Consider the following 11,394-nt stretch of genomic DNA (forward strand, 5'->3'; position numbering starts at 1 on the left):
TTCCGGCCAGTGGTTGCGGCCCGTCGCAAGGCACGACAGACACAGGGGCTGTCCTGTAAACGAGGCATGGGCGACGGAATTTAGCCGCAGACACATCGAGTTACCGGACGCCGGGCCACGACTATTTGTCCGGGATATGGAATCAACTCTTTAAATCTATATGAGAATTACTATAAATTACGCACCTCAAGTTGCCACTATCTTGCTACTGCGTGATCCGCAGGTCTGATCAGTGCGCTCAAGGACAGAAACGGCATCGATGCGGTCGGGAGTCATGTTGGAAAACTACTATCGTGAGCTGGTGTGTTTCCTCAACGCCAGACTGGGCAACCGTCAGGTCGCCGAGGATGTGGTGCATGACGCCTATGTACGCGTGCTGGAACGCTCCAGCGAGGTACCGATCGAACAACCCCGGGCCTTCCTCTATCGCACCGCATTGAACCTGGTCATCGACGATCACCGTCGCAACGCGCTGCGTCAGGTCGAATCGCTGGACGTGCTCGACAACGAAGAGCGCTATTTCACTCCGTCCCCCCACGGCACCCTCGATCACGGCCAGCGCCTGGAAATGCTCCAGCGCGCGTTGGCCGAGCTGCCGCCGCTGTGCCGCGACAGTTTTCTGCTGCGCAAGATCGAAGGAATGTCCCATCCGGAAATCGCCCAGACCCTCGGCATCTCCCGGGCGCTGGTGGAAAAACACATCGTCAACGCCATGAAGCATTGCCGCTTGCGCATCCAGCAATGGGACGGCCAGTGAGCCGCGCCGGTTAAATTTCCTTTCATCGTCCTCGTTCCTACTCAACAGACGACCTGCTGACCTGACTCAGGCCGGTCAGGCCACCCAGGCTTTATTTCCCCGCGTTGAGGGGTTCATCCAGAGGACACTGGAAATGACACAGGCAATTGCATCGCCCATCGTTCACGACCTGATCGGCGTCGGTTTCGGCCCTTCGAACCTGGCACTGGCCATCGCTCTGCAGGAGCGCGGCCGGATCCAGGGCGAACTGGATGTGCTGTTCCTCGACAAGCAGGCCACTTACAGCTGGCACGGCAACACCTTGTCGACGCAGAGCGAGTTGCAGATTTCCTTCCTCAAGGACCTGGTGACCCTGCGCAATCCGACCAGCCCGTACTCGTTCGTCAATTACCTCAAGCACCACGGGCGTCTGGTCGACTTCATCAACCTCGGCACTTTTTATCCATGCCGCATGGAGTACAACGACTACCTGCGCTGGGTGGCCGGGCAGTTCACCGAGCAGAGCCGTTATGGCGAAGAAGTGCAGTTCATCGAACCGGTTTTGCACAACCAGCAGGTCGAGGCATTGCGGGTGATTTCCCGGGGCAGCGACGGCCAGCAATTCGTGCGTACCACACGTTCGGTGGTGGTCAGCGCTGGCGGTACACCGCGTATTCCGGAGGCGTTCAAAGCACTGAAGGGCGATCACCGGGTATTCCACCATTCGCAATACCTGTCGCAAATGGCCAGGCAGCCGTGCGTGAACAATCAACCGATGAGCATCGCCATCATCGGAGGCGGGCAGAGCGCGGCGGAAGCCTTTATCGACCTGAATGATTCGTTCCCGTCGGTGCAGGTCGACATGATCCTGCGTGGTTCGGCGTTGAAGCCTGCGGATGACAGCCCGTTCGTCAACGAGGTGTTCTCGCCGGAATTCACTGATCTGGTGTTCCAGCAGAACAGCGTCGAGCGCGAGCGTCTGGTCAACGAGTACCACAACACCAACTATTCGGTGGTAGACATCGACCTGATCGAACGCATCTACGGCATCTTCTACCGGCAGAAGGTTTCCGGAATTGCCCGCCATGCGTTCCGCACCCTGACCACCGTCGAGAGCGCCAATGCCACGGCAAACGGTATCGAATTGGCCGTGCGCAATAACGCCACCGGCGAAGTCACGGTGCGAATCTATGACGCCGTGGTGCTGGCCACCGGTTACGAGCGCCAGATGCACCGCAAATTGCTCGCGCCGCTGGAGGAATATCTCGGCGAATTCGAAGTCGATCGCAACTACAAACTGATCACCGACGAGCGCTGCAAGGCCGGCATATATATGCAGGGCTTCTGCCAGGCCAGCCATGGCCTGAGCGATACGCTGCTGTCGGTGCTGCCGATTCGCGCCGATGAAATCGCTGGCTCGCTATACGAGCATGGCAAACAGCGCGGGCACAGCCGTTCCGTGGCGGAGCTGTTGTTGGCGACTGCCAGCTGAATCTGCATTGCCTGACATATCGCCTTCGCGAGCAGGCTCGCTCCCACAATGGTTCTGTGAACGCAGGCCAGAATGTGGGAGCGAGCCTGCTCGCGAAGGGGCCATGGAAAGCCCCACATATGATCGTTCCCACGCTCTGCGTGGGAATGCACCCCGGGACGCTCCGCGTCCCTTTCAGAAGCCGAACGCGGAGCGTCCGATGAGGCGTTCCTACGCTGAGCGTAGGAACGATCGCGGGGAAATTCTGAACCCTTCCTGAACACCCCCCATATTCCCCGAAAACACCTCTTCCAGCCGTTTAGCTGCGGGCGTAAGCTGCGCGCGTTTTCATCAATTGCGGAGACCCACAGTGGGTACTTGTTCGAGTGACAGTTGTCGGCCGGTCTCGATCACCGGCAGATTCTCGGCAAGATAACGCGCAGTCTTTCCCTGCCGTTGTCTCGCCGTAACAGCGAGCAGCGGCATCCCGTGCACGGCCGGTTTTGGGTCGTGTCTCGACGTCCTTCTCATCGACGCTGAACCAAGCGTGCTGACGACCTCAATCGTCAGCGCCGCCTATCGACACGCCTGTCATTCCCGACGGGCGCGCCACGCCTTGCCGCGCCGGTTTTCCCGGTGCCAGGGCGCGGCGGTACCTGCTCGACGGTTTCCCGGCTGACCACAGGGGACACAGCCATGAAACTCACGCTCAAGGAATTTTTCGCAGGCTTTCTGCGCAGCCGTCACATCGCCCGGCACTTCCGTCGCCTCGCGTTGCTGGATTCGATCAACGACACCAAGGTCAACCGTGAAGTGCCGCCGACGCTGGCCAATACGCTGGTGGCTGCCGCCCATGCCGACAGCGCCGCGTTGCTGTCGTCGTTGGGCACGCACGGCGAGGGGCTCACCGAGGTCGAGGCCGATACTCTGCGCGCGCAACACGGCCTTAACGAAGTCGAACACGAGCAGCCGCTGCCGTGGTGGACTCATCTGTGGCACTGCTACAAAAATCCGTTCAACCTGCTGCTGACTTTGCTCGCGGTGATCTCCTGGCTGACCGAAGACCTCAAGGCCGCCGTGGTGATTTTTTCCATGGTGGTGCTGTCGACGCTGCTGCGCTTCTGGCAGGAGAGCAAATCCAATCAGGCCGCTGATGCGCTGAAAGCCATGGTCAGCAACACCGCCACTGTGCTGCGCCGGGATGGCCCACGCCGGGAGCTGCCGATCAAGCAACTGGTGCCCGGCGATCTCATCGTGCTCTCGGCCGGCGACATGATTCCCGCCGATTGCCGCGTGCTCAGCGCCAAGGACCTGTTCGTCAGCCAGGCAGCGATGACCGGTGAATCGATGCCGGTGGAGAAATTCACTCGGCACACCGATCGCGACACGCGTAACCCGCTGGAGCTGGACAACATTCTGTTCATGGGCACCAACGTCGTCTCCGGCAGCGCGATTGCGCTGATTCTCACCACCGGCAACAGCACCTACTTCGGTGCGCTGGCGCAAAGGGTCGGCGCGACGGACCGGGCGGTGACCTCGTTCCAGCAGGGCGTCAACAAGGTCAGCTGGCTGCTGATCCGCTTTATGTTCGTCATGGCGCCACTGGTGCTGTTCATCAACGGTTTCACCAAGGGCGACTGGACCGAAGCGCTGCTCTTCGCGCTGTCGATTGCCGTCGGCCTGACTCCGGAAATGCTGCCGATGATCGTCACCTCGACCCTGGCCAAAGGCGCCGTGTTCCTGTCGCGCAAAAAAGTCATCGTCAAACGCCTCGACGCGATCCAGAACTTCGGCGCCATGGACGTGCTGTGCACCGACAAGACCGGCACCCTGACTCAGGACAAGATCTTTCTGGCGCGTAATGTCGACGTCTGGGGTGAGGATTCTGACGCTGTGCTGGAACTTGCCTACCTCAACAGCTACTACCAGACCGGCCTGAAAAACCTGCTGGATGTGGCGGTGCTGGAACACGTGGAAATCCATCGCGAATTGAAAGTCGGCAGTGCGTTTCGCAAGGTCGATGAAATCCCGTTCGACTTCAATCGCCGGCGCATGTCGGTGGTCGTGGAGCGCCGCGGTCAGCCCCATCAATTGATCTGCAAAGGCGCGGTGGAAGAAGTGCTGGCGGTGTGCAGCCGGGTGCGTCACGGCGAAGTTGATGAGGCTTTGAGCGATGAATTGCTGGCGCGGATTCGCCAGGTCACCGGCGCCCTCAACGCTGAAGGTCTGCGCGTGGTGGCGGTCGCGGCTCGCTCAATGCCAGCAGGCCGCGAGATTTACAGCCTGGCTGATGAACAGGAACTGACGCTGATCGGTTACGTGGCGTTCCTCGATCCGCCGAAGGAAAGCACCGCGCCAGCGCTCAAGGCCTTGGCCGAGCATGGCGTGGCGGTGAAGGTGTTGACCGGTGACAACGAACTGGTCACAGCAAAAATCTGCCGCGAGGTCGGCCTCGCCCAACAGGGTTTGCTGCTGGGCAATGACATCGAGCGCATGAGCGACGCCGAGCTTGCGGTGGCGGTCGAGACGACCAACGTTTTCGCCAGACTCACGCCGGCGCACAAAGAGCGCATCGTCGGCATTCTCAAGGGCAACGGCCATGTGGTCGGGTTCATGGGCGACGGTATCAACGACGCGCCGGCGCTGCGCAGCGCCGACATCGGCATTTCCGTGGACAGCGCGGTGGACATCGCCAAGGAAGCGGCGGACATCATCCTGTTGGAAAAAAGCCTGATGGTGCTGGAGGAGGGCGTGCTCGAAGGGCGGCGTACCTTCGCCAACATGCTCAAGTACATCAAGATGACTGCCAGTTCCAACTTCGGCAATGTGTTCTCGGTGCTGGTCGCCAGCGCGTTCATCCCGTTCCTGCCGATGCTGCCGATGCACCTGTTGGTGCAGAACCTGCTCTACGATATTTCGCAGATCGCCATTCCGTTCGATAACGTCGACGAAGCGATGCTGAAACAGCCGCAGCGCTGGCAGCCGGCTGACGTCGGGCGCTTCATGCTGTTTTTCGGCCCGATCAGTTCGATCTTCGACATCACGACATTCGCCTTGATGTGGTATCTGTTCGACGCCAATACCCCGGATCACCAGACACTGTTCCAGTCCGGCTGGTTCGTGGTCGGGTTGCTGACCCAGACGCTGATCGTGCACATGATCCGTACGCCGAAGATTCCGTTCCTGCAAAGCCGTGCAGCCATGCCGCTGATGGTGATGACGGCGATTATCATGGCAGTCGGCATCTTCCTGCCCATGGGCCCGCTGGCGCATTACTTCAAGTTGCAGGCATTGCCGTCGCTGTATTTCGTGTTTCTGCCAATGATTCTGCTGGCGTACATGGCCCTGACCCAGGCAGTGAAGGGCTTCTACATCCGTCGATTCGGCTGGCAATAGCAGCCATGGAATGCTCTCCCCTGTGGGAGCGAGCCTGCTCGCGAAGGCGCCGTGTCAGTCAATAAATTTCTGACAGGTATACCGCCTTCGCGAGCAGGCTCGCTCCCACAGGGGATATTGATGCGTCAGGGCCGCCGGATGAATGAGCGGATTTTTAGGAAAAGTCCTACAGAGCTATCCCCGACGCTTGCGTAGTCTTGCCCTCCCCAAACCTCACCGGGAGAATGACCATGAGCAACAAAGCGTTGCGCATCCTGATCGCCGACCCGCAGCATTTTCATCGCATGAAAATCGAGCGCCTGTTCAACTCGCTCGGCTACTACCGCGTCGCCCCGGTGCAGAATCTCGGCGAACTGTTGACCCTGGTCGACTACGGCTGCGAGCCGTTCGATGTATTGGTGATCAATGCCGAGCTGGCGGCAGGCTCCCTCGATCTGTCGGGCTTTCTGCTCGATCACCCACAGGTTCGCCACGCTCTGATCTACAACGAACCGTCGGCGCCCTTGCTGGCGGTTGCGGCGTTTGCTCAGGAAAACGCGCAGATCAGCCCGACGCCATTGCCCAATTCACAGCTCATCGGGCAGGTGATGGCGAGAGTCGAAGCTTGCGACGAACGCCAGGCACCGCCCGACTCTCACGCGTCGTTGCGCCATGCCAATGCATAAAAAACCACTCTGCACAACTGTCAGACCTGACAGGTGATTCTCTTGCTCATCCATGTAACAGTGCCGGCGCGGCCACCGACTCCGGGACAGACTGTTGCGGTGTCTTCGATTTTGCAGGAGTACCAATGAAGTCAGCGCTGATCGTCGATGATCACCCAGTCGTGCGCGCGGCCATTCGCATTGTCCTACAGGCTCAAGGCTTCACGCAGATTCATGAAGCGTCCAATGGCAATGAAGTCGTGCCGTTGATTTGCGCGCATGATCCGCACCTGGTCGTGCTCGATCTCGGGTTGGGGTCCATGGACGGGCTGGAAGTGCTGGCGCGAATCCAGATCAAAGCGCCGACGGCACGCTGCCGGATCCTGGTGTTCAGCATGCATGAGCCCACGCATTACCAGGAGCGCTGTCTGCGCGCGGGCGCGCGGGGTTACGTGACCAAGAGCAATCATCTGACGCTGCTGCACGATGCTATCAAGGCGCTGATGTCCGGCCACACCTATTTCTCTGCGTTGCCCAATACCAGCGGTCTGTACAACGCGGTGCAACGCACTGAACAGGAGCTGATCGCTCAGCTGTCCGATCGAGAGTTGTGCATTTTCGTGAACCTGGCGTTGGGCAAACCAAACAAAGCCATCGCCCAGGAGATGCACCTGAGTCACAAGACCGTCAGCACCTACAAGACCCGCATGATGGCGAAACTTGGCCTGGGTTCGCTGGTGCTCCTGCGTGAGTTCGCCAAGCGCAATCACTTGATCTGAGTACCTCGACATGACGCAGGGACTGCGGGTTTTGGGGATTTGGCTGGGGCTTGTGGCCTTGGTCTGGGCGAATGATCAGCCGCAGACGCTGGAGGTGCTGGCGCGCCTCGAACCGGGGGGTATCCAGGTCCGCCTCGATGATAGGGAACGCCAGTGGCTGCGTGAGCATCCAGTCTTGCGCATGGGCATCTCCGGCCCGGATTACCCGCCCTTCGAAATAACCCGCCAACAGCATGAGCTGGAAGGGCTGACCGCCGATTACGCCGATCTGCTGGCGCAACTGCTCGGCATCAGGATCGAAGTGCGGCGTTTTGCCGATCGGCCGGCACTGATGGCCGCACTCAAGCGCGCCGACGTTGATCTCTTGGGCACCTCGAACAGTTTCGAAGCGGCGGATCCGGCCTTTGTTCTGTCGCGGCCGTATGCTGAAGATCAGCCTATGCTGGTCACGCGCCACGACGAGAAGCTGCCCGCCGACCTGACGGCCAAACGCATCGCCATGGTCGAGGATTACCTGCCACTGGCCCATGTTCAGGCGTTCTACCCCGGCGCCCACGTGCAGCTTTATGCTTCGGCCATGGATGCACTCGGCGCGGTCGCCTTCGGTGCCGACGACGTGTACCTGGGCGACTTCATCAGCGCCAATTATCTGATCAACACCAACTATCGCAACGACCTGCAATTGGCCGGGCCGTCGGGGCTTGATGCCAATCCGTTCGCCTTTGCGTTATTGCGCAGCGATGTGGTGCTCAAACGCATCGTCGACAAGGCCTTGCTGGCGGTACCCATGGAGCGTCGGCATCTGATCGAACAGCGCTGGAGTGTCGGCCTTGCCGAGATGGCCGAGCAGTCGCGGGTACAGCTCAGCGCCGCTGAACAGCAGTGGCTTGATCAGCACCCGGTGGTGCGAGTGGGCGCGGTCGAAGACTTCGCACCGTTGGCGTTTTTCGATGCCGAGGGACGCTTCAACGGCCTGGCAGCGCAGTTGTTGAGCCTCATCGCCCAGCGCAGCGGGCTGAATTTCGAGATCGTGCGTGGCACCTCGTTGAACGATCAGTTCGAGCAGCTCCAGGCGGGTGAACTTGATGTCCTGCCGGTAGTGACGCCGAGCACCGAGCGGGAAGCGCAGCTGCAATTCACCCGCGCCTATCTGAACAATCCGTTCGTGCTGGTCAGTGCGGCGAACGGCCAACATCCATTGCCACTCGACGACCTGGCGGGCAAACGCCTGGCCATCTATCGCGGCCACCCGTTGCGCGAATACCTGCTGCAACGCGTGCCCGGACTACGTCTGGTCGAAGTCAAAAGCCCTGCCGAAGGCATGGCGCTGATTGCCCGAGGACAGGTCGACGTAACGGTGAGCTCGTTGCTGGTGGCGCGTTTTCTGATTGCCCGGCAGTACCGCGATCGCCTGCGAATTACCGGCACCGTTGGCGATCAGCCGGCGCGCATCGCATTGGCCACAGCACCGCAATCGGCATTGCTGCACTCGATCCTGAACAAGGCGTTACTGAGCATTGCGCCGCAGCAAATGGATGAACTGGTCGAGCGCTGGAGCCACGATGTAGTGGTCGAGAACAGCTACTGGCTGCGCCACCGTCAGGAGATTCTGCTGGGTTTCGCCAGCGCAGCTGCCTTGCTTCTGTTGGCACTGCTGTGGATTGGCTGGCAGCGCCGGCAGATCCACCAGCGTCAGCAATGGTTGCTGCAACTGCAACAGGCCAAGGACGCGGCGGACGAAGCCAGTAGGGCCAAGAGTACTTTTCTGGCGACCATGAGCCACGAGATCCGCACGCCGATGAACGCCCTGATCGGCATGCTCGAACTGGCCCTCAAGCGCGCAGAGGAGGGCGTGACCGATCGACTCGCCATTCAGGTGGCGTCGAATGCCGGCCAGCAATTATTGGCGTTGATTGGCGATATTCTCGATATCGCTCGTATCGAGTCGGGGCATTTGTCCCTCTCGCCCGAGCGGGCCAATTTACGCGAGACGGTGTTATCGGTATGCCGAGTGTTCGAAGGGCTGGCGCGGCAGAAACGCTTGTTGTGGCGCATCGAGCTTGATCCGCGCGCCGACGTTGATGTGCTGATCGATCCGACGCGCTTCAAACAGGTGCTGTCGAACCTGTTGAGCAATGCGATCAAATTTACCCAGTCAGGTGACGTCTGCCTGCGACTGCAGATCGTTGCGATATCGCACGAGCAAGTGAGTGTGCAAGTGCTGATCGAAGACAGCGGCATCGGTATAAGTGCTGAAGATCAAAAGCGCCTGTTCAGCCCGTTCGTTCAAGCGACCAATAGCCTTCAAGCGGCGCGCAGCGGTTCCGGCCTGGGGTTGGTGATCAGCCGTAACCTCTGCGAAATGATGGGCGGCACGCTGGGTCTCGATAGTGATCTCGGGCAAGGCACGCGAGTAAAAATCAATATCCAGTTGCCGCTGTTGACGTTGGTGACGACCACACTGGCAACGCCCGAGGCGGCAGCCGCGACCTGTGTATTAAGCGTGTTGGTGGTCGACGATCACCCGGTCAATCGCTTGCTGATGTGCTGGCAACTGAGTGAATTGGGGCATCGCACGGTAGACGTGGGCGACGGAGAACAGGGGCTGGACCGCTGGCGAACCCAGGCCTTCGATGTGGTGATCACCGACTGCAACATGCCGCGCCGCAATGGCTATGAGCTGGCGCAGGCGATTCGCAACGAAGAAGCCGCCAGCGGCCGCAGGCCCTGTCTGATCCTCGGTTTTACGGCCAACGCGCAGATCGAAGAGCGCCTGCGTTGTCTGGATGCCGGCATGGACGGCTGCCTGTTCAAACCGATTCGCTTGCACGATCTGGCTGAAGCCATGAACGGCGCCCGCCGTTGCGAGCATCACGAAGATGAACCGCCTGGCGCCGAGTCGGTCGAGATTGACCTGAGTGCCCTGGAGCAGATGGCCGGGACCGATCACTCGTTGATCGAGCGTTTGCGCAAGGAAGTCGGCAACAGCCTGCGTGATGATCTCCAGGCTCTGGATCATATCCACGTCGGCGACCGCAACGGCCTGCGTGAGCTGGCCCATCGCATCAGGGGCGGCGCGCAAATGGTTGGGGCTGCGCGGGTTGTTGCGGCGTGTGCAGATCTGGACACGGCGTGCCGAGACGGTGATAACGCGTTTATCGAGCGTGCCATCGGCAAGCTGCGCGACGCCATGCACGGCCTCGCGCGCTGTCTCTGAGCCAACGCAGTCTCCTGTGGGAGCGAGCCTGCTCGCGAATAGCGCATCACCAAATCAATTGTTCTGCCTATGGAACACTCAGGCCGATATGCACCCTCTAGTCGAATATTCGATATGCCTTTAGGCTTAATCCAATGCATTTACCCATTGGAGACCCCATGAAAAACATCATCGGCATTTACACCAGCCCGCGCGGCCATTGGGTCGGCGATGGTTTCCCGGTGCGCACACTTTTCTCTTACGACAACCTGGGCAAGCACATCAGCCCGTTTCTGCTGCTCGATCACGCTGGTCCCGCCGAATTCACCCCGACCACTGAACAGCGTGGCGTCGGCCAGCACCCGCACCGTGGTTTCGAAACCGTGACCATCGTTTACGACGGCGAAGTGCAACACCGCGACTCCACCGGCAGCGGCGGCACCATCGGCCCGGGCGACGTGCAGTGGATGACCGCAGCGTCCGGCATCCTCCATGAAGAGTTTCATTCGGAGAACTTCGCCAGAACCGGCGGCAAGCTGGAAATGGTCCAGCTGTGGGTCAACCTGCCGGCCAAGGACAAAATGGCCGCGCCGGGTTACCAGACCATTCTCGACCGCGACATTCCGAGCGTCGCGCTCAAGGACGACGCCGGCAGTCTGCGTCTGATCGCCGGTGAATTCGACGGGCACACCGGACCTTCGCGCACCTTCACGCCGATCGACGTCTGGGATCTGCGCCTCAATGCTGGCAAGTTGCTGACGCTTGATCTGCACGAAGGACGCAATACCGCACTGGTGGTGCTGAAAGGCTCAGTGCAAGTCAACGGTGCGGAGTCGGTTGGGGTAGGGCAGTTGGCGCTGTTCGAACGCGACGGTGATCGACTCACTCTCCAGGCCAGCGAAGACGCGGTGGTATTACTGCTCAGCGGCGAGCCGATCGACGAACCGATCGTTGGCCACGGCCCGTTTGTGATGAATACTGAGCAGGAAATCCACCAGGCCTTCGCCGACTTCCAGTCCGGGCGCTTTGGCCAGATGCACGCCTGAACCGAAGCTTTACTGGTAACTGAAACTCCCTGTGGGAGCGAGCCTGCTCGCGAATGCTCTGTTTCAGTCCAAGAGGTAGTGACTGACAGGACGCCTTCGCGAGCAGGCTCGCTCCCACAGGTTGTT

At 60.2% G+C, this 11,394-nt stretch carries 7 protein-coding genes; all 7 read left to right on the forward strand.

The window, feature by feature from the left end; translation table 11 throughout:
• Positions 1 to 274: 274 nt before the first annotated feature.
• The 7 genes from BXA01_RS25350 (at position 275) to BXA01_RS25385 (ending at position 11,268) form a co-directional block, all read left to right on the forward strand.
• Complete coding sequence (locus tag BXA01_RS25350; protein WP_016773904.1) at positions 275 to 757, forward strand: sigma-70 family RNA polymerase sigma factor; 483 nt, start codon at positions 275 to 277, stop codon at positions 755 to 757.
• A 133-nt stretch (positions 758 to 890) separates the two neighbouring features.
• Positions 891 to 2,228, forward strand: a complete 1,338-nt coding sequence (locus tag BXA01_RS25355) for a lysine N(6)-hydroxylase/L-ornithine N(5)-oxygenase family protein (RefSeq protein WP_076567052.1) — start codon at positions 891 to 893, stop codon at positions 2,226 to 2,228.
• 675 nt (positions 2,229 to 2,903) lie between these two features.
• The gene (gene mgtA / locus BXA01_RS25365) at positions 2,904 to 5,603 is read left to right on the forward strand and encodes a magnesium-translocating P-type ATPase (RefSeq protein ID WP_076567058.1); all 2,700 of its coding nucleotides are present in this window, start codon (positions 2,904 to 2,906) and stop codon (positions 5,601 to 5,603) included.
• Positions 5,604 to 5,833: 230 nt separating this feature from the next.
• Positions 5,834 to 6,268 carry a chemotaxis protein CheY gene (locus tag BXA01_RS25370; protein ID WP_076567060.1) on the forward strand — a complete coding sequence of 145 codons (435 nt, stop codon included), beginning with the start codon at positions 5,834 to 5,836 and terminating at the stop codon, positions 6,266 to 6,268.
• Positions 6,269 to 6,393: 125 nt separating this feature from the next.
• Positions 6,394 to 7,026 (forward strand): response regulator transcription factor, encoded by a 633-nt coding sequence (locus tag BXA01_RS25375; RefSeq protein ID WP_076567062.1) that lies wholly within the window; start codon positions 6,394 to 6,396, stop codon positions 7,024 to 7,026.
• A 10-nt stretch (positions 7,027 to 7,036) separates the two neighbouring features.
• Positions 7,037 to 10,243, forward strand: coding sequence for a transporter substrate-binding domain-containing protein (locus BXA01_RS25380; RefSeq protein ID WP_076567065.1), 3,207 nt, complete (start codon positions 7,037 to 7,039; stop codon positions 10,241 to 10,243).
• Positions 10,244 to 10,401: 158 nt separating this feature from the next.
• Positions 10,402 to 11,268: a pirin family protein gene (locus BXA01_RS25385; RefSeq protein ID WP_076567068.1), complete on the forward strand. Its 867-nt coding sequence runs from the start codon at positions 10,402 to 10,404 to the stop codon at positions 11,266 to 11,268.
• The last annotated feature ends 126 nt before the right edge of the window (positions 11,269 to 11,394 follow it).

Origin of the sequence: Pseudomonas sp. B10 (genome assembly GCF_900156235.1) — a bacterium.
GTDB classification, from domain to species: Bacteria; Pseudomonadota; Gammaproteobacteria; order Pseudomonadales; family Pseudomonadaceae; genus Aquipseudomonas; species Aquipseudomonas siliginis.

Coding starts and splice junctions, on each gene's coding strand:
- BXA01_RS25355 (WP_076567052.1), top strand. CDS start 891: ATGACACAGGCAATTGCATCGCCCATCGTTCACGACCTGATCGGCGTC.
- BXA01_RS25385 (WP_076567068.1), top strand. CDS start 10,402: ATGAAAAACATCATCGGCATTTACACCAGCCCGCGCGGCCATTGGGTC.
- BXA01_RS25350 (WP_016773904.1), top strand. CDS start 275: ATGTTGGAAAACTACTATCGTGAGCTGGTGTGTTTCCTCAACGCCAGA.
- BXA01_RS25375 (WP_076567062.1), top strand. CDS start 6,394: ATGAAGTCAGCGCTGATCGTCGATGATCACCCAGTCGTGCGCGCGGCC.
- BXA01_RS25370 (WP_076567060.1), top strand. CDS start 5,834: ATGAGCAACAAAGCGTTGCGCATCCTGATCGCCGACCCGCAGCATTTT.
- mgtA (WP_076567058.1), top strand. CDS start 2,904: ATGAAACTCACGCTCAAGGAATTTTTCGCAGGCTTTCTGCGCAGCCGT.
- BXA01_RS25380 (WP_076567065.1), top strand. CDS start 7,037: ATGACGCAGGGACTGCGGGTTTTGGGGATTTGGCTGGGGCTTGTGGCC.